At 52.9% G+C, this 19586-nt stretch carries 11 protein-coding genes; all 11 read left to right on the top strand.

Going from position 1 to position 19586, the window contains the following annotated elements; genetic code table 11:
• The first annotated feature begins 47 nt into the window (after positions 1-47).
• Positions 48-1409 carry a UDP-N-acetylmuramate--L-alanine ligase gene (gene murC / locus Q7U71_06545; protein ID MDO9391414.1) on the top strand — a complete coding sequence of 454 codons (1362 nt, stop codon included), beginning with the start codon at positions 48-50 and terminating at the stop codon, positions 1407-1409.
• Positions 1402-2307 carry a UDP-N-acetylmuramate dehydrogenase gene (gene murB, locus Q7U71_06540; protein ID MDO9391413.1) on the top strand — a complete coding sequence of 302 codons (906 nt, stop codon included), beginning with the start codon at positions 1402-1404 and terminating at the stop codon, positions 2305-2307. The genes murC and murB overlap by 8 nt, the downstream gene beginning before the upstream one ends.
• Before the next feature lie 42 nt (positions 2308-2349).
• Complete coding sequence (locus Q7U71_06535; protein ID MDO9391412.1) at positions 2350-3111, top strand: FtsQ-type POTRA domain-containing protein; 762 nt, start codon at positions 2350-2352, stop codon at positions 3109-3111.
• A gap of 135 nt (positions 3112-3246) precedes the next feature.
• Positions 3247-4482, top strand: a complete 1236-nt coding sequence (gene ftsA / locus Q7U71_06530) for a cell division protein FtsA (protein ID MDO9391411.1) — start codon at positions 3247-3249, stop codon at positions 4480-4482.
• 288 nt (positions 4483-4770) lie between these two features.
• Positions 4771-5925: a cell division protein FtsZ gene (gene ftsZ / locus Q7U71_06525; protein ID MDO9391410.1), complete on the top strand. Its 1155-nt coding sequence runs from the start codon at positions 4771-4773 to the stop codon at positions 5923-5925.
• A gap of 349 nt (positions 5926-6274) precedes the next feature.
• Positions 6275-7555, top strand: a complete 1281-nt coding sequence (locus tag Q7U71_06520; GenBank protein ID MDO9391409.1) for a helix-hairpin-helix domain-containing protein — start codon at positions 6275-6277, stop codon at positions 7553-7555.
• 146 nt (positions 7556-7701) lie between these two features.
• Positions 7702-9582, top strand: coding sequence for a helix-hairpin-helix domain-containing protein (locus tag Q7U71_06515; GenBank protein ID MDO9391408.1), 1881 nt, complete (start codon positions 7702-7704; stop codon positions 9580-9582).
• Positions 9583-9690: 108 nt separating this feature from the next.
• A complete protein-coding gene (locus tag Q7U71_06510; protein ID MDO9391407.1) occupies positions 9691-10449 on the top strand; it encodes a hypothetical protein in 759 nt (252 codons plus the stop codon).
• A 13-nt stretch (positions 10450-10462) separates the two neighbouring features.
• On the top strand, positions 10463-11821 hold the full coding sequence (gene rseP, locus Q7U71_06505; GenBank protein MDO9391406.1) for an RIP metalloprotease RseP: 1359 nt from the start codon (positions 10463-10465) through the stop codon (positions 11819-11821).
• Positions 11822-12031: 210 nt separating this feature from the next.
• Positions 12032-14116 (top strand): elongation factor G, encoded by a 2085-nt coding sequence (gene fusA, locus Q7U71_06500; GenBank protein MDO9391405.1) that lies wholly within the window; start codon positions 12032-12034, stop codon positions 14114-14116.
• A gap of 1228 nt (positions 14117-15344) precedes the next feature.
• Positions 15345-19586, top strand: a 4242-nt coding sequence (locus Q7U71_06495; GenBank protein ID MDO9391404.1) for a hypothetical protein, incomplete at its 3' end; no start/stop codon positions are given.

Below are 19586 nucleotides of genomic sequence, written 5' to 3'. Positions count from 1 at the left end.
CGCCCGGGAAATAGCCGAAAAAATATTTAAACTTTCAGCATAAACCAATGTTCGGAAAAATCAAAAAGATCCATTTTGTGGGGATCGGCGGGATCGGGATGAGCGGCATCGCCGAGGTCCTGCTGAACCTGGGCTACCAGGTCTCCGGCTCGGACCTGAAACTGTCCGAGGTCACCGACCGCCTCCAGCAGATGGGGGCCAGGATCGCCGAGGGCCACCGGCCCGAGAACCTGGGCCAGGTGGAGGTGGTGGTCACCTCCTCGGCCGTCCACGACGACAATCCCGAGGTCCGGGCCGCCCGGGACCGCAAGATCCCGGTGATCCGGCGGGCCGAGATGCTGGCCGAGCTGATGCGGATGAAATACGGCATCGGGGTGGCCGGCACCCACGGCAAGACCACCACCACCTCCATGATCGGGCAGGTGCTGACCAAGGCCGGGATGGACCCCACCCTGGTGATCGGCGGCAAGGTGAAAACCCTGGGCAGCAATGCCAAGCTGGGGGCCGGCCAGTACCTGGTGGCCGAGGCCGACGAGTTTGACCGTTCGTTCTTAAAACTTTCGCCCACCATGGCGGTGATCACCACCATCGAGGCCGAGCATCTGGACTGTTACAAGGACCTGGACGAGATCAAGAACGCCTTTGTGGAGTTCGCCAACAAGGTCCCGTTCTACGGGGCCATAGTGGCCTGCCTGGATGAAAAGGGGGTCCAGGCCATCCTGCCCCGGCTGGAGAAGCGCTGCATCACCTACGGCTTTTCTCCCCAGGCCGAGCTCAAGGCCAAAGATGTCAAGTTCAACGGTATGGAAACCTCCTACACCGCCTTCAACGGCCGTGGGGAGTTCGGGCAGATCAGGCTGAAACTGCCGGGGATGCACAACGTCAAGAACTCCCTGGCGGCGGTGGCGGTGGGACTGGACCTGGAGATCCCGTTCAGCGTCATCGCCCAGGCCCTATACGAGTTCAGCGGGGTTTACCGCCGGTTCGAGATCAAGGGGGAAAAGAACGACATCCTGGTGATAGACGACTACGGGCACCATCCCACCGAGATCGAGGCCACGCTTAAGGCCGCCAAGGACGCCTTCGGCCGCCGGGTGATCGCGGTATTTCAGCCGCATCTTTACAGCCGCACCCGCGATTTTTACAGGGAATTCGGTTCGGCCTTCTATCAGGCAGATATTTTGATCGTCACCGGCATCTATCCGGCCCGGGAACAGCCGATCGAGGGGGTCAGTGGCAAACTGGTGGCCGACGCCGCCAGGGAACTGGGGCACCGTCAGGTGCATTACATCGAACAAAGGTCACAAGTGGCCGCCGAGCTTAAAACCATGGCCCGGCCCGGCGATATCATAATAACTTTGGGAGCCGGCGATATCTACAAGGCCGGGGAGGAATATTTGAATGGTTAAAACATCAAAGATACTCGATCTGCCCCAGGGGCTGGCCGGGGAATTCCTTTTCAACGAGCCGCTTAGCGGGCACACCTCTTTCCGGATCGGGGGGCCGGCGGAACTGCTGGCCATTCCCTGGGGAGAGCAGGCCTTGTCCGGATTATTGGCCCGGATAAAAAAGCAGAAGCTGAATTTTTATGTGCTGGGCAACGGCTCCAACCTGCTGGTCGAAGACCGGGGATACAAAGGGGTGGTGATCAAGATTGCCAGGGGCTTCAAGAATCTTTCCCGGGACAAGAACCGCCTGACGGTGGACAGCGGATATTCCCTTCCGGCCCTGGTGGATTACTGCGCCAGGGAGGGTCTGTCCGGGATGGAGTGGGCGGTGGGGATCCCCGGCTCCATTGGCGGGGCGCTGGTGATGAACGCCGGGGCCTACGGCGGACAGATGGCCGACTCGGTAAAAAAGGTCTGGGGGCTGACCCCGGAGGGAAAGAAGCTGAGGCTTTCCCCCAAGCAGATAAATTTTTCCTACCGCCAGGCCAATTATCCCAAGGGGTTTGTGATCACCGGGGCCGAACTGGAGCTTAAGCCGGGACGCCGGAGCAGCATTGAGAAAACCATGAACCTCTACCTTTCCAAACGCAAGAAGAACCAGCCCCTCACCCTGCCCTCGGCCGGGTGCATCTTCAAGAACCCGCCGGGCGATTCTGCCAAGAGGCTGATAGCGGTGGCCGGGATGAAGGGCCAGAAGCTGGGCGGGGCGGCGGTCTCGGTCAAACACGCCAATTTCATAGTCAACCAGGGGGGAGCCAAGGCGGCCGAAGTGCTGGCCCTGATAAAAAAGATCCAAAGCCAGGCCTACCAGCGGCTGGGCATCAGGCTGATCCCCGAGGTCAAGATCCTGGGGAAATAACGAAGGGGCTTTTGACCGGCTATACAGGAATTTTACTTTATAATGAAACAATATTTTGACAGAGGGCAGGCCTTAAGGGTCAGAAAACGGGAAGGGCGCAAAAAGCGTTTCCGGCTGCTGGCAGTGCTGCTGGTCATGGCCGGATTGGCCTTTGGCCTGCGGACCGGCTGGACCTGGATCCTGAAAAAAGGGGCATTGAAGATCACCTCCATAGAAGTATACGGACAGCGCCTGGTCTCGGCCCAAGCCATTACGGAAATGGCGCAGAGGAACTTGGGGCGGACCTTTTGGAAGGTGGACGGGAAAGGGATCAATAAAAGCCTGCCCCAAAGATACCCGGCCATCAAAAGAACCTCGGTCACAGCCCTGCCCTGGGGAACCTTAAGGCTGACGGTGGAAGAACGGCAGGCCATGGCAGTACTGGAGTCTGACACCCTGATGGCCATGGACGAAGAAGGCGTGGTGTTTCCCGGCAGTTTTTCCGGAAACCTGCCCAGGTTGAGGATCTTGGGCACCAGCCAGCCCGGACGGCACCGGGCCATCAATCTGATAACAGTGGCTGATAACCTGGACCGGGAATGCACGGTGGATCCCGGAGACGAAGAAGATATCAAACTGCGTCTGGCGGACGGCACCCTGGTTCATTTTGGCAACGGGAATTTTTCCGACAAATATTCCCGGCTGGCCGAGGTACTAAAGAATCAGGAAAACAACGGCCTAAAGTCGGCGGAGATAGACCTGAGGTTCAAGGACCAGGCGGTGATATCGGGCCAGGTGGCCCAGAACCAGGCGGGAGCGCCATAACCCAAGAAACCCCAAGAATGATCTATCCCAGGACATTTTTTGACAATAATAGACATTGTGAATATAGTCAAGAAGCAATCAAGATCTACCCAGGAGCGAACTGGGGAATGAATATAAAGGAGGCCCGAAAATAATATGGCGAACACCATAGTGGGGTTGGACCTGGGTACCACTAAAATTGCCTGCATCATTGCCGAAGTGGACCGGGACGAATTGAAGATAGTGGGGGTGGGAACCTGCAACTCCAGCGAAGGCCTGCGCCGGGGGGTGGTGGTCAACCTGGAGAAGACCGCCAAGGCCATCGAAAAGGCGGTCTCCGACGCCGAGCAGATGGCCGGGATCAAGGTGGATTCGGTCTACGCCGGCATTGCCGGGGATCACATCCGCTCCATCAACTCCCGGGGGGTGATCGCGGTGGCCCGGGGCAGCCAGGAGATAACCCAGTCCGACGTGGACCGGGTGATTGACGCGGCCCAGGCGGTCTACGTTCCCATGGACCGGGAGATGCTGCACGTCATTCCCCAGGGCTTTATAGTGGACACCCAGCGGGGGATCAAGGACCCCATCGGGATGTCCGGGGTGCGGCTGGAGGCGGAGGTCCACATCGTGACCGGGGCGGTGACCTCGGCCGAGAACATCTATAAAAGCATCAAGCGGGCCGGGCTCAAGGTCAACGACCTGGTGCTGCAGCCCCTGGCCTCCAGCTACGCGGTGCTGACCCCGGACGAGAAAGCGCTGGGGGTGGCCCTGCTGGACATCGGCGGCGGAACCACCGACATCGCGCTGTTCTACGAGGATGCCATCTGCCATACCGCGGTGATCGGGCTGGGCGGGCACAACCTGACCAATGACATCGCCATCGGCTTGAAGACCCCCTACGAGCAGGCCGAGCTGATCAAGCAGAAATACGGCTGCGCCACCATCAGCGAGGTCAAGGAGGACGAGATGATAGCGGTATCAGGGGTGGCCGGCCGCGAGGAGCGGACCATCTCCCGCCAGGTGCTGGCCCAGATCATAGAGCCCAGGATGGAGGAGATCTTCAGCCTGGCCCACCGCGAGATCAAGCGGGCCGAGGCCGGCGAGACCATCGGAGCCGGGATAGTGCTGACCGGCGGCAGCGCCAAGATGGCCGGGGCCACGGTGCTGGCCGAGCAGGTGTTCAACCAGCCGGTGCGGGTGGGCGAGCCCAAGGGCCTGGGCGGGATCACCGACCTGGTGCGCGACCCCAAATACGCCACGGCGGTGGGGCTGGTGCTTTACGGCTACGAGAAGCGCTTCAAGAAGGACGGTCCGGGAATAGACGAATCCCACCTGTTCGAATCACTGATGGGCAAGATGAAGGGCTGGTTCTCCGACCTGTTCAACGGGTAAGATCAGATCACGGTTTAGATGTCATCCCGAGGCATGCCCTGAACCGGCAAGGCGCTTGACTTTTGAAGGGACACATCCTGCCTGGCAAATTGAGTGATGGTTCGGTTTGTCCGGCGATGACGTCCTGCTCACCATGACAATAAGTACTAAAAGGCAAACAAACATACAGGGGAAGATACCATGAGCGAAGAAAAAAAGTTCTTAGACCGGCAAATAGCGCTGGCTTTGGCCGAGCCGGAGCAGGAAATAACAAACAATGAAGAAAAACCAAAAAAGGGAGGACGGGTCATGTTGGAATTCGAAGAAGAAGTAAGCACCGGCGAATGCTTCATCAAGGTGGTGGGAGTGGGCGGGGCCGGCGGCAACGCCATCAACCGGATGGCCGAGGCCGGCCTGAAGGGCGTGGATTTCGTGGCGATCAACACCGACATGCAGGTCCTGAAGAAATCCCAGGCCCAACAGACCGTGCAGATAGGCACCAAGCTGACCAGGGGCCTGGGCTCGGGCGGCAACCCCGAGATCGGGCGCCGGGCCTTTGAAGAGGACAAGGAAAGGATCACCGAGATCCTGAAGGGCACCGACATGCTGTTCGTGGCCGCCGGGATGGGCGGAGGCACCGGCACCGGGGCCGCTCCCATGGTGGCCCAGCTGGCCCGGGAGAATCAGGTACTGACCGTGGGCGTGGTCACCAAGCCCTTCGAGTGGGAAGGCCGCCAGCGCCTGATGCAGGCCGAGGAAGGTATCCGGGAGCTGAAGGAGAACGTGGACACCCTGATCGTCATCCCCAACCAGAGGGTGCTGACCGTTGTCGGCAAGCAGGCCAAGCTGACCGAATCCTTCAAGATCATCGACGACATCCTGCTGAAGGCGGTGCGGGGCATCTCCGACCTGATCACCGTTCCCGGCCTGGTCAACGTGGACTTTGCCGACGTCCGTTCGGTGATGATGGAGCGGGGCGACGCGTTGATGGGAGTGGGCGTGGCCCAGGGCGAGAACCGGGCCATCCTGGCCGCCCAGGAAGCCATCGCTAATACCCTGCTGGAGGGCGTCTCCATCAGCGGGGCCAAGGCAGTGCTGCTGAACATCTCGGCCGGCGACGACCTGACCATGCACGAAGTTGACGAGGCCGCCAAGGAGATCCGCCAGGCCGCCGGCGAAGGCGCCAACCTGATCTTCGGTACGGTGATCGACGAAACTTCCAACGGCAACATCACCATCACCGTGATCGCCACCGGACTGGGCAGCCCCACCAGCAAGCTGGAGAAGGACATCCCCGGCGACAACCGGATAGACTTCAACCAGATATTCCGCAAGGACAATGCCCCCAAGTCCAGCTTCCAGCGCAAGGAACAGACCCAGACCGTGGTCACCAAGGGCCAGGTGGGCGTGGTGAAGCAGGACGACCTGGAGATCCCGACCTATATGCGGAGACTGATGGACTGATCTTGGGAATTGGGATCAGATATTTGGGACCAGTACTGAGGTTTGGGATTAGATAGTTGGGATTTGTGGTAGCTTATAGCTAACAGCTTACAGCTCATGGCTTCGATGCCCTGAAACGGCCAATTTTGGGGTATCTTCAAGGTTTCTATTGGCGGCAAGGTTGTTTGCTTGCTGCCGGGGTTTCCCGTTTTGATCTTTCTTCATTGTAGAAAAGCCTCATTCCAAAATATGGAACGGGGCTTTTCTTTTACCTGCTTAATTTCCTTGACCCCGGGCTTTTATATTTCGTATAATAAACTATCGTCTTTGCCCCTCTCCACGGCACCTTTAAACTAAGATCGATGCCTGTATGAGAAAAACGATGACCTGCATTCTGGCGCTGCTGATCACCTTCTCCTGCTTTGCCGCTTTTGAGGAGACCGCCACCGATGCCCGTCTGGTAGGCATGGGCGGGGCCGGAGTGGCACTGGGAGACTATCTTTCAGCCGGAATGGAGAACCCGGCCCTGCCGTGCTTTGCCCCGGTCCAGACCGCCGGCAGCGGAAGCTCCATACCGTTCGGGATGACCGACCTGACAGCCGCATCGGCCCAGGCCGGGTATCAAAAAGACAAGGTGGGCCTGGCCGCCGGGTTCGTGACCATGGGCAGCGCCCTGTACCGGGAGAACACCATCAAAACTGCGGTATCATTCAGGCCTTTCAAACAGGCCGGATTTGGACTGGGGATCTCGGGCTACAACCTGTCCATTCAGCGATACGGCTCGGCCAACGCTCTGGGCCTGGATCTGGGAGTCATCGGTTCTCCCCTGGAAGACCTGACCATGGCGGCGGCGGCCAGGAACATCAACCGGCCCCGGATCGGCAGTTCTGATGAAGAGATAGCCCAATGGCTGGATTGGGGGGTCTCATACAGCCTTTTGAACCAATTGACATTCGCTTTCCAACTGCAGAGCCAGCAAGGCTATAATTCACAGATACGGTTCGGCCAGGAGTACCGGCATAACAGGCATCTAGCCTTAAGGGCCGGGTTCTCCAGCCAGCCGTCATCCTTCAGCTTCGGGCTGGGATTGTCCGCAAAAAAGTTCAGGGTGGATTACGCCGTGAAGACCCACAGCTGCCTGGGCCTGGGGCATTGCCTGACGGTCAGCTACATTTTAAAACAAACTGCCTGGCCGGAGGAAACCGTTCCGGTGGTTTCCGAGTCCGCTCCAAAAATTCCGATCCAAAGCCTGGATATCAATACCGCCACTGCTAAAGAGCTGGAGATCCTGCCGGGGATCGGCGCCAAGACAGCGGGGCAGATCGCGGCTTTCCGGGACAGCGCCGGGGCCTTTGCCTTTTTGGACGACCTGGGGAGTATCCAGGGCATCTCCCGTCGCACTTTGGAAAACATGGCGCCTTTCGTCAATCTGAAATTCAAACCGGAACAACCGGCGGCCAGGGTAAACATAAATACGGCGGATCAGAAGGCCCTGGAAGCCCTGCCGGAGGTAGGTCCCGGCACTGCCGCAGACATTCTGGAATACCGAAGCGCTCATGGTCCATTTGCCCAGATCGAGGACCTGATGAATGTCAAGGGCATCGGCCGGAAGACGTTTGAGAAGATCAGGGACCTTATTACCATTGAGTAACTTCGGGATGTTTTGTAATAAGTGAAACGTGAATTGTGAATCGTGAGATGTAGGCAATCCTTCGACCCAGGGCAAGGAAACGTCAAACACCAAACAGCCCTTCGACATGCTCAGGGCAAGTAAACACCAAACATTAGATGGTAAACATGCCCAAGCGTCTTCTTCTGATATTCTTGCTGCTGTTGCCTTCCGCCATCCTCTTTTCCCAGGATCTGCCGGAAACAGAGGACGAAGAATTGATCCAGGAATACGCGGATCATCTCTCGTATCTTAGCTCTCATCCGGTCAACCTGAACCATGCCGGGCTGGATCAGTTGCTGCTGCTGCCGGGGATCACCGCCTATCAGGCGTTAAAGATCGGCGATTACCTCAAACAGAACCCCAATCTCAACCGGCCGGAGATGCTGGTTCAGGATTCGGTGATGGATCAAGCTGCCTTTGAATCCATTCTGCCGTACATCTGCATAGACGGAAGCATCTCTGTAAAAAAGCCTTTGGTAAAAGCGTCATTTAAAGCTAAAAGAGCCTGGCCCTTGTCAGAAGAAATGGAACTGGGCAAATATGCCAACTCTCCCTGGGATTTTAGGGAAAAATTTACGGCAAATGTTTTTCCCAATTACGAAGCGTTTGTCCAAGCCCAAAAAGACGCTGGAGAGGGCAGTTTAAAGGATTTTTATTCGGCCAATCTGTTTTACAACTCCCCCCAAGGCCGTTATTCCTGGGCGGCGGGCGATTTCGGTTCCCGGATAGGCCAGGGACTGATCCTTGGAGGCGGAGGGAGATCAATTGTCTCGGCCGGGTGGACCCAGGCCAACCTTAAACAGGCTCAACTGATCAAACCCTATCACAGTGGGAGCGAATCGGCTTTTTTGCGGGGACTGGCCGGTCAGACGGAATTGCCTTATGATCTCACTCTTTTGGCGCTTTTTTCCCATAAACGGGTTGATGCCAAACTTGACTCCATGGGCCAGATCGCCGGCATTTACACCGACGGATACCACCGTGATCCTTCCGAAATTGCCAATAAGAACAAAGCCAGCGAAAGGATAGCAGCGGCCCGGCTGGGTTGGAAACAAGGCCGTTCCATTGAGTCAGGAGTCACTGTTTGCCAGGCTGCATACTCACCAGGACTTAACGACAGCCTTTTCTTCCGGGCCAATGCCGGGGTTGATGTCCGGCTGATGTTTCCCGGGTTATGGCTGGCGGCGGAAATGGCCGGTTCAGGTGCGGGTCAGACAGCCGCCAATGCCGCCCTGGGTTTCCGCAGCGGCCCGGCCGAATCCTATATAGCCTATTACCGATATGGGGAAGATTACAAAGCGCCCAGGTTCGGGGCCATGGAATACTACGGCGGCCGGGACGAGCAGGGGGCTGTGATCAGCTCCACCGTCAAAGTACCGTTCAAGAACAAGATCAGCGGACTGGGTTACCTGTTCCACCCCCTTTCGGCCGGGGCACAGATAGCGAAAGGTCAAGGCGGTTACCAGTTGGAATTTGCCGCCGAAAATGATATAATAAAAGACTTGAAGCTTTCCTGGCGCTGGCGGCAAAAGGGCAAATACGAGATCCATTCCGGCGATGGGGAAAACGATTTTGAAGCCCTGGAGGTCAAGACCTCATACAAGCTGTCGCTGGCCTGGGACATCAGCCGCCGGCATACATTTTACGGGCATTATCAGCAAGCGGGTTACCGGGTCCCGCTGCTGCAAACCAGGGAGCGGGGCGAATGCCTGGATCTGGGGCTTAAATACAAAGCCGGCCGAAACATCTCCATATTGGGGCAAAGCGTCCTGTTCAACACCCAGGGCTACGACGCCCGGCTTTACGCCTCCGAGCCGGAGCTTTTGAACGACGCCTCGTTCCATGGCTATTGGGGGCGGGGCCGCCGCGATGCAGTGGTCTTAAGGTATGGTTTTGGGAAATGGGCCAGGCTGGACCTGAAAGCCGTCCGGGAGATCAGAGATTACGAAAACGAGACCACCCGGAAGACCGAGGCGGGAATGCAGTTGGAAGTGATGATACCATAGTTTATTTTTTACCACAAAAGCATGCCCTGAGCTGCCAGACTGAGCCAGCCGAAGTCCAAGCCGAATGTGCACATAAGACACAAAACAAAGCCAAAAAAGGAGTGGGAAATGAGAACCGTTATCGTGCTATGCTCAATGATACTGATGTTTTCCTTCACCGGTATCCAGGCCCAGACCGAAACTGTCCCAGTCGTGGGCGACAGCATCCAGTCTCCGATCAGCGACCCACCCCAGGTCCAGGAAACACCAATTGCAACGGAAATCCCCGTAATGACAGCCGCTCAGGCAATGACAAAAAGTGGAAGCCTGAAAAATAACGGGTTGACGGGAACGGTGCTTTTTAGTTGTAATGGCTTGTATTTTTACAATAAGAGCGTAGAATCGTATCCTGAGTATGATTATGACTGGTCTACGGGGACAACCATAATAACCGAACATGAAACAAACTATAGAACATCGATGTATTCAATATTGCTCAACGCCAATTATTTTGTGACTGATGGATTTTCTCTTGGTGGAACTTTAGGCGTCTTGTCAATGACCTATAAGTGGGAAAGCGATCACGAAGATTATTCATACTACTATTATGATGATGGGTACAGTTTTTCGGCGAATTTGATCGGCCCCCGCCTGGCTTATTACCATGGCAGGAAAGACAGCAAAGTTATTCCCTTTGCCGCCTTTGAATACGACTTGCTGACATCTGACTTTTACAATGACAACGCCATCAGGATCGGAGCCGGTGTGTTGCTGCAGCCCAGACCGCATTTGGGCATCTCCTTTGGGCTGGATTACCTGAAGTTTGGCGAAGAGGAAAAGTCCACCAATATAATAGGCGTTTTGGGATTGACCGGAATAATTTACTAAACTGGAGATATAAATGATCATCACCATTCTGGCAACATTGTTCGTACTGGGAGTACTGGTCTTCGTTCACGAGCTGGGCCACTATTGGGCGGCCCGGAAGGTCGGGATCAAGGTCCTTAAGTTCTCGCTGGGGTCCGGTCCCAAGCTGGCGGGTTTCAAAAAAGGCGACACCGAGTTCATCCTCTCGGCCCTGCCCCTGGGCGGCTACGTCAAGCTGGCCGGTGAAGAGGCCTTTGAGGATAACTACCAGGTACAGCCCGGCGACTACATGGCCGCGCCCTGGTGGGGCAGGGTCTTCATGGCGTTCATGGGTCCGGCGGTGAATCTGATATTCGCCTTTCTGCTGTTCATCCTGATCGGCTTTGCCGGGATCCGGGTGCCGGACTTTGCCCCGGTGATCTCCAAGGTCCAGGCCGGCACGGCGGCCCAGCAGATGGGTATCCGGCCGGGCGATATCATTGTCTCCATCCAGGGCCGGGCGATAAGCTCCTGGCACCAGATACAGCTCGTTACCGATAGCCTGGCCAAGGCCAAGTCTGCCGATGCCCTGACTGTGGGCATTGCCCGGGAGGGCGCGGTCAGCGAACTTAATGTTTCCTCCACCAGTGAAAAGCCCTGGCATGCCGGCCTGGAGCCCAGCATCCAGCCCCAGCTGGGCGAGGTGACCCTGGGCATGCCGGCCTATCAGGCCGGGCTTACCAAGGGCGACCTGGTGCTGTCGATCAACGGCCAGCCGGTCAACAGCTGGGACGAGATGCGGCTCACCATATACAAAAATGCCGACAAGGAAGTCGGTCTAAAAGTACTGCGCCAGGGTGACACCCTGGATCTGAAGATCGTTCCGATAGAGCAGGACATGCCCGGCTATGGCAAAGTGGGGGTGATCGGGGTGACGCCTATCCAGTTCGGCAGTTATAAGATCCGGCTGGGTCCGCTAGAATCCTTGACCGCGGCCTTTTTGAACACTTCCAGCATTGTGGGGCGCACCTACAGCCTGCTGGGCAATATTGCCACCAAGCCCAAAAACGCCAAACAGCTGGGCGGGATAATGATGATCGGCCAGATGGCCGGCCAGACCGCCCAAAAGGGTTTCTCCGATCTGCTGTTCCTGATGGCGGTGCTGTCCATCAGCCTGATGGTGATAAACCTGCTGCCGCTTCCCATCATGGACGGGGGAGTGATCTTCTTCTGCCTGCTGGAGGGCCTGCGCAAGAAACCGTTGTCCAACAAGGTTCAGATGGTGATCCAGCAGATCGGGTTCGGGTTCATCATCATGCTTTTTGCCTGGACCATCTTCAACGACTCCATGCGGATATTCAACCGCCATTCGGCGCTGAAAGACCAGGGACAGCAACAGGAGCAGAATAAATAGGAAATATTCAAATGGGAAATCGGAAGTGAATGAAATAAAGGGGAGCTATAGCCTGGATACAGTTAGCAAACAGTTTCCCAGTTCCTATTTCCCATTTATTTATTTGCTTCCTGTTTGATTGATATTGACTTTTAAGGTTTAAGCCTGCTATAATAAATTTTCTATAGCCAAATAAAATTTTCACATAATATACTGAGGGGAGGAACTTTTTTGAAAACCTATACTGCCGAAAAGATCCACAACTTAGTGCTGGCCGGACACGGCGGCTGCGGAAAAACAACTTTGGCCGAGGCTTTGATGCATCTGGTCCGGCCGGTCGAACGGCTGGGCCGGGTGGACGACGGCAATACCATGTTCGACTTCGACCCCGATGAGGTGACCCGCAAGATCTCCATTTCCTCGGCCCTGGCGGCCTGCGAATACGGGGACCACAAGATCAACATCATCGACACCCCGGGCTACGCCGACTTCGCCGGCGAGGTCAAGGCCGGCCTGAGGGTGGCCGACTGCGCCGTGATAGTGGCCCAGGCTGTCTCCGGCATAGAGGTGGGCACCGACAAGACCTGGAAGTACGCCGACGAGATGAACCTGCCCCGGGCCCTGTTCATCACCCGGATCAAAAAAGAGCATTCCGATTTTTACCGGACACTGGAACAGGCCCAGGACATGTTCGGCAACCACCTGACGGCCATGACCCTGCCCTGGGGCGAGCAGGCCGGCCTTAAAGGGGTGATAGACCTGACCCGGATGAAGGCCTGGTCCGAGGAGAACGGCAAATCCACAGAGGCCGAGATACCGGCCGAGCTGGCCGACAAGGCCAAGAAGTTCCGGGAGCGGCTGGTGGAATCCGCCGCCGAGACCGACGACGCTCTGATGGAAAAATACCTCAGCGGCGAGCCCCTAAGCGAGGCCGAGATCGCCAACGGTTTGAAGACCGGCATCGCCAGCCAGAAGATAGTGCCGGTGTTCGCCGGCGACGGATATTTTGAGATAGGCATCAAGGCCTTTGTCTCCATCGTCAACATCTCCTTCCCCTCGGCCGCCAACATCAAAACGGTCAGCGCGGTCAAGGCCGGCACCGACGAGCAGGTGGAGATCAAATGCGACCCGGCCGGCCAGCCCCTGGCCTTCATGTTCAAGACCTCGATCGAGCCCCACGCCGGCAACCTGAACTTCTTCCGGGTCTATTCCGGGTCCATTGAAACCGGCACCGAGCTTTACAACTGCTCCCGGAGCAAGGCCGAGAAATTCGGCCAGCTGTTCTACCCCCTGGGCAAGGAACGGGCCGACGCCACCAAGATCGGCACCGGAGACATCGGGATCGCGGTCAAGCTCAAGGACTCCGGCACCGGCGACACCATCGGCCAAAAGGCCCACCCGGTGATCCTGCCGGCCATCATCCAGCCCAAGGCCTCCATCTCCATCGCGGTGGAGCCCAAATCCAAGGACGACGAAGGCAAGCTGACCACCGGCCTCTCCAAGATCCGGGACGAGGACCCCACCTTCACCTACGGCTTCGTGCCCGAGATCAGGCAGACCCTGATCAACGGTCTGGGCGAGCTGCACCTGGATCTGATGGTCGGCCGTCTGAAGCGGAAGTACAACGTGGAGGTCAACCTGCTGAAACCCCGGATACCATACCGCGAGACCATCACCAAGAAGGTGGAGCATTCCGAATACAAGCACAAGAAGCAGACCGGCGGGCACGGCCAGTACGGGCACGTGGTGCTGCGGCTGGAGCCCATGCCCCGCGGCTCGGGCTTTGAGTTCGTGGACGCCATCGTGGGCGGGGTGGTCCCCAACAACTTCATCCCCTCGGTGGAAAAGGGGGTCAGGGCGGCCATGAACGAAGGCGCGGTGGCCGGCTATCACATCGTGGACGTCAAAGCCACCCTGCACTTCGGCTCCTACCACCCGGTGGACTCGGCCGGCACCAGCTTCGAGATCGCGGCGGTCCACGCCCTTAAGCAGGGCGTGCTGGACGCCAGCCCGGTGCTGTTGGAGCCGGTGATGAAGCTGGAGGTGACCGCCCCCGAGGAATTCGCCGGCCAGGTGATGGGCGACCTTAACTCCCGGCGGGGACGGATCCAGGGGATGGAATCAGCCAAGGGGATGCAGGTGGTGAAAGCCACCGTGCCCCAGGGCGAGATGTACAAGTATTCCACAGCCTTGCGCTCCATGACCCAGGGCCGGGGCAGTTTTGAGATGGAGTTCTCGCACTACGAGGACGTGCCGTATGAGACCACCCAGAAGATCATCGCCGAGGCCCAGAAGGAGAAAGAGGAGAAGAAGTAACCTTTGCCCCCTGGGTTATAATAGCCACAGAAAGCACAAAAACACAAAGGGGTTAATACACCCGGAACCAATACCGGCAGGGACATAGCGCGATGGGTCTCTACAATATCCAGGAAACAAACCCCCGGTCTTTAAAAAGACCGGGGGTTTGCTGTTTGAACCGGGAAAACGGTATATGTGTACAACTTCTTGGTAAATAAACGATTGTAATCCTGCGCACAGGCCGTTGCGCGCACTGTAAAGCCAGCCAAACAATGGGTAGAGGTCACCAAACATGGGGTTTAGGTCGCCAAACATTAGGCAGAGCTGACCGTCAATGACGCAGAGACACTCATCAGTCTTACAGAGACCGCCAAGAGTATCGCTGAGGGTGACCCGAGTCTTACAGAGGCCGTCCCGAGTTTCGCAGAGCCCGCCCCGAGTCTTGCAGAGACCGTCCCGAGTGTTGCAGAGACCGTCCTGAGTCTCGCAGAAACCATCCCGAGTCTCGCAGAGACCGTCCAGAGTCTGGTAGATAACATCCCGAGCCTCGCAATGACTACCCCGAGTGCCGCAGAGAACTCCAAGCATGTTACAGAAAGGGACCAGCGGACCGCAGTGATGAACCCGCATGATGAAAAGAGGGATTGCTTCGTTTGAAAAGCAAGAACTCCTCTAACAATGACCTCCATGCGTCCCGGAAAGGTGAATCCGCAAAGTAGTAAGCTGGTAGCGAAAAGTATAAAGCTGAAAGCTTATGGCGTAAAGCTACCCCCGTATTAAGTAGAAACCGCTAAGCATAAAGTATTAAAGGCAAAACTGGGATCTGAGTGTATTAAAAAATTAGTTAGTATCATTTATTATTATTAATATTTAAAACACTTGACAATTATTGTTCAAAACTGTTATATTTATTATTCTAGACATTAATTGTGTGGAAATAACCATTAACAATATTATAAATTTTGGGTAACGAAAACACTGATAATAATAAAAAGCCTAAATGTCTCCGCTAGAAAGTTCAGACATTGAGGATTTTAATTTTAAATATTAGATTTGGGTGGTTTTTTAGAATTAAATCCATTATTTACACCAAAAGAATAATGGGCACACCAAATGTCACTTTCCGACATAAATACTGTATTAATAAATTGAGCAAATTTTACCCAGAGAGGTTTACTAAAGTGATACGCCACCTATCTTTTTCAACTAAATGTAAAATAAATCAATATTGTAATAGGAGAAACGTATGAAAAAGGTGCTACTCTTGGTAATGTTTATTGGTTTTTCTAACATTTTGTACGCACAATCAACTTATTTTGAAGTACAAGGAGGAATCTGGCTAGATCCTGCTACAATAGTGAAGACTATAGAGTTTAATAAATTAACAGAATGTAACTTTGTTGAAGGCAAATTAAACTATTGTTATTCTGGGCCGACTTACAATTGTAGTCAGGCACCATACTTGAGAATTGAAAAATGGGGTGTTAAATATATTGTCAATCCTTTAAATGGATCGATATCGACACAATATTTAACATTACTCAGTGCGGAAATTGTTACTTTCAGCAAATTTCCTGCACTAAAAATGCTATATGGTACGCTCGATGACTTATATTTCACTTCTGTTATTAATGATATAAGTTACCGCATTACTTTGTATGATGATGGGATTTATAGTGATGAAAAGGGAAGACCATGGATTGTTTTTTATTCTGAAGTACCAGAAAATACAACCAAAGCAGATGCGTACACACATAATAGCACTAAATATATAATTCCACGCATAATGCTAAATGACGCAATAATAAATACCAACAAAAAACTATTCGAACGGGCCGCCTTTTTTGCGGATTATTTTACAAGTAATTATGATGCAAACAAACCTGACAACTATTCCACAACAACATCTACAGGCTGGTTTTGTGAAGAACTTGGCATCCCCGTAACTTCTATGGAACATTTCATGGATCCCATAAGCCATAGGGGTTATGGACCCCTTAATTTAGCAGGTCTTGAAGTATTTCCAAGATATAAGAGTGCAGGTAACAAATGTCAAGAATATTACAATACGGCATTAACTGAGTATGCAAATGGAAATATTGATATAGCTGTCCAGCATCTTACTTGGGGCCTACATTTTGTGCAAGATGCCTGCATCCCTCTGCATGATGATCCTGTTTGGGGAACAGCTGATGAGGATGTCGTAGAAGCCAAGAATCGTGCAAAGTGGTATCATAAACCAGCAGAGGATGCTCTATGTGGCATGATAAATAGCCCTTTGTTTTCTAATTATCGCTATGAAGGTGGAAAATATGAAATTGCTGATCCCCACGGTAGTGGGGTAACCGCTTTTAGTTGGGTGGATGCTAATGCACATAAATTTTACGATTTAAGGCCCTTATCGGATAATGTTTTGTTCCCTCCAGCAGATGACATTATGGTAGTAGCCAACGAAGTTGCACCATATTTTTGGGCAACGTCTACGGGTTTTGTTAACTATTTTTGTGACAATGTTTCAGGTTGCCCAATAGGTGCAAAAAACGACATTGCATATCCGCCATATCATTTTTCCAAGGAGCCAGGGCCATCTGATGCAAACGAAATTACTTTTATTTGGAGTGACTGTGCAAATGCCCAGGCATTTAGATTATATTTTTGGCCATATAATCAGCTCCCTATATTATCGAACATTCAAATGATTCAGATACCTCAAGAATATTGGCCCAGTATGCCAATTTATACGATAACAACAGCAAATGGTTTGCCAATTGATTGGATAAATTATCGTTTTGCAATAACAACCATAAATAATTGGGGGGTTGAAACAGAATTTTCAAGAACTTATTGTTACCAAGATGTTTGTCCGGCAAACTTTTACGGGACGGTAATGAATTCATCGCAGGTTAAATTGCAATGGACTGATAATAATGACAATGAAGATGCATTCTTGGTTTGGTGTAGCACCGACCCTAACATCTTTCCGGAACAACCAGCCATTATTGTAGACCCCTTGCCTGGTATTTATGGAATGGGAGAGTGTATAGTGCCTGGTTTAGCACAGGGTCAGATATACTACTTTATGATCAAAGCCCGTAGACCGACAGATTTGACTAATTGTGCGACCACAGAAGTAAATATGGCAGAACCAGGTATACCTACGATAAGATGTGAGATAATGAGTGGTGGGCCTGGTGGGTGGGAGGCTGGTTTCCGTGGTCCAGTAGTGACTGCTAACACAGAACCAAACATGAACGCAGGCACAACGACTACAATCGAAATTGAACGAAAAACGGGTGCTAATGGATTGTGGCAGTTAATCAGTCAGGAGTCGATTTTCACACGCTCAGGAAATATTTATTTGGATGAAGTTGCTTTCAACCAGGACTATTGGTATAGGGCGCGAGCGGTTAACGGTATTGCAGCATCAGTTTACACGCCAGAATGTAATATAACTCGCTATCAACTCTATTTAAAGGCACCAACGATAACCGATGTGACAACTGATGGGCATAGTATACTTGTTGAATGGTGTGATTCCACAAGATCAGAATATATGGACGGTTATAGGATATACTGGAAAAAAGCTACAGAAACGATGTGGAACAGTATATCGAGCTATGACAATGGATATACAAATAATGATTATATTTGGGGACCGTTGGAACGGTTAACGACATACCAAGTGAAAATGGCGAGATATTACTACAAGCCAGCCCCAGAAGGAGTGGAAACGGAACAAAGCCCCATCATTGCTGTTATGATACCAATAACCGGGGTAACTGGATGGAACAGTTCACGGCATTTGGTACGTACCAATGATAAGAAACTGGCGGGTACATTCTATACAGATAATCTGGTAAAATGTTGTCAATCCAAGAATAACGGATTAAGTTGGGATATTTCTGAACAGATATTCCAGGCAACAACTAATTCAGCGGTTGCAACTGCGCCAACTGGTAAAATATATACGTTCCGATCTTTTGAGGGCGAGTTGTTTATTGATTCATTAATTCCAGGTGAATCTACAATAGAATACTGTGGCACAGAGAAAGTGCCCAATGCTTATGGTACCTCTGTTTGTCAACCTGCGATAGCGATTGATGAGCGTGGAAGGTTACATTGTCTTTGGACGGCGTATGTTAATTTTACTAATTATTTATATTATGCTAAGCGGGAAAATGGAACATGGAGCATGCCATCAGAAATATATGGAAAGTCACTCCCACCATTATGGGATATGTATTATGTTTCACCCACTGTCGTTGTTTCTGCATCTGGAGATATTCATATAGCATGGTCATCAACCACAACTGATGGTATGGGGTGTCCTTACAGTGTGATATTATATTCTATAAATCTAGGGGCACCAATTATACTGGCTGGTTCAGATTTAAACAATGTAAAGAATCCTATTTTGGCTATATCAAATAATGGTATTATTGCACTATCCTGGCAACAAGGAAACTATGATCCTATTTCAGGCCAGGAGAATATGGAGATTTACCGAAGGGTAAAAAATGGTGAAAACTGGAACACGCCTTACAATGTCAGCAACAATACTGGTGCTTCACAAATGCCTGCGGTATCATATGATAATGAAGGCACTCTTCACTTGCTTTGGTCTGATAACAGCACTACAGGCTTCACTCAAGCTGTGTACCCATCTTATGAGCCTGCCAAATCCCCTGGCATATCCATTGATAATGCAGTTTTGGGGAATGAAGAAGCGCTTATCTGGTCTAATCAAAAGGCAACCGATGATGACAAAACCGTATCTATTATGCCCACGGAAGAAGAAATAACAATAATAGATCCCCCAATAGATCCCACCCAGATATTCTATCGCCGGTATAAGAATAACTCATGGTCACCCATATACCGGCTTACCGCCAGTGCCGCGCCTTCGATCTATCCCTCCCTGCCGCTAACTGATGATGCCGCCCAAATGGGCTTTTTATGGACCGAAGGAAGCGGAGTCAAATACAAACGGTTGCCAGACCTGGATGCCCCAACAGTAGTGGTAACCTATCCCAACGGTGGAGAAATGCTTTATTCCGGAAGGAGGTATAACATAACCTGGTCAAGTGCCGACAATAGAGGCCTAAAAGAGTATGTCTTGTATTATACCACCAATTATCTGACGCAAGACGACCCCACCGCCATTGATGCCGTTACACTTTGGCGTCCTGTGGCGACCGTGCCAGGCAACCTTAATTCCTATTCCTGGCGGGTACCCTATAATGTGGCTTCAACCGTTTGCAGGTTCAAGATCGTGGCTTACGATTCCAGCGGTAATACAGCAACAGACATAAGCGACAAAAGCTTCACTATTAGAAGCCGCGATATAGCAGTAGTGACCACCGACAAGGCCATAGCCTATAATAACGCTGGTAAAATAGCCCGGTCAAGCGATGGCCTGCTGCATGTCTGTTATAACGGTATAGACAGCGTGTACTATATGGCTTCGTCGGACGACGGGCAAACCTGG

The sequence above is a fragment of the bacterium genome (assembly GCA_030655055.1).
Taxonomy (GTDB): domain Bacteria; phylum Edwardsbacteria; class AC1; order AC1; family EtOH8; genus UBA5202.
This window is presented reverse-complemented; position numbering and strand designations above follow the sequence as displayed.

What these genes read in the sequence shown, in the direction of transcription:
- murC (MDO9391414.1), top strand. Translation starts at nt 48, where the DNA reads ATGTTCGGAAAAATCAAAAAGATCCATTTTGTGGGGATCGGCGGGATC.
- murB (MDO9391413.1), top strand. Translation starts at nt 1,402, where the DNA reads ATGGTTAAAACATCAAAGATACTCGATCTGCCCCAGGGGCTGGCCGGG.
- Q7U71_06535 (MDO9391412.1), top strand. Translation starts at nt 2,350, where the DNA reads ATGAAACAATATTTTGACAGAGGGCAGGCCTTAAGGGTCAGAAAACGG.
- ftsA (MDO9391411.1), top strand. Translation starts at nt 3,247, where the DNA reads ATGGCGAACACCATAGTGGGGTTGGACCTGGGTACCACTAAAATTGCC.
- ftsZ (MDO9391410.1), top strand. Translation starts at nt 4,771, where the DNA reads ATGTTGGAATTCGAAGAAGAAGTAAGCACCGGCGAATGCTTCATCAAG.
- Q7U71_06520 (MDO9391409.1), top strand. Translation starts at nt 6,275, where the DNA reads ATGAGAAAAACGATGACCTGCATTCTGGCGCTGCTGATCACCTTCTCC.
- Q7U71_06515 (MDO9391408.1), top strand. Translation starts at nt 7,702, where the DNA reads ATGCCCAAGCGTCTTCTTCTGATATTCTTGCTGCTGTTGCCTTCCGCC.
- Q7U71_06510 (MDO9391407.1), top strand. Translation starts at nt 9,691, where the DNA reads ATGAGAACCGTTATCGTGCTATGCTCAATGATACTGATGTTTTCCTTC.
- rseP (MDO9391406.1), top strand. Translation starts at nt 10,463, where the DNA reads ATGATCATCACCATTCTGGCAACATTGTTCGTACTGGGAGTACTGGTC.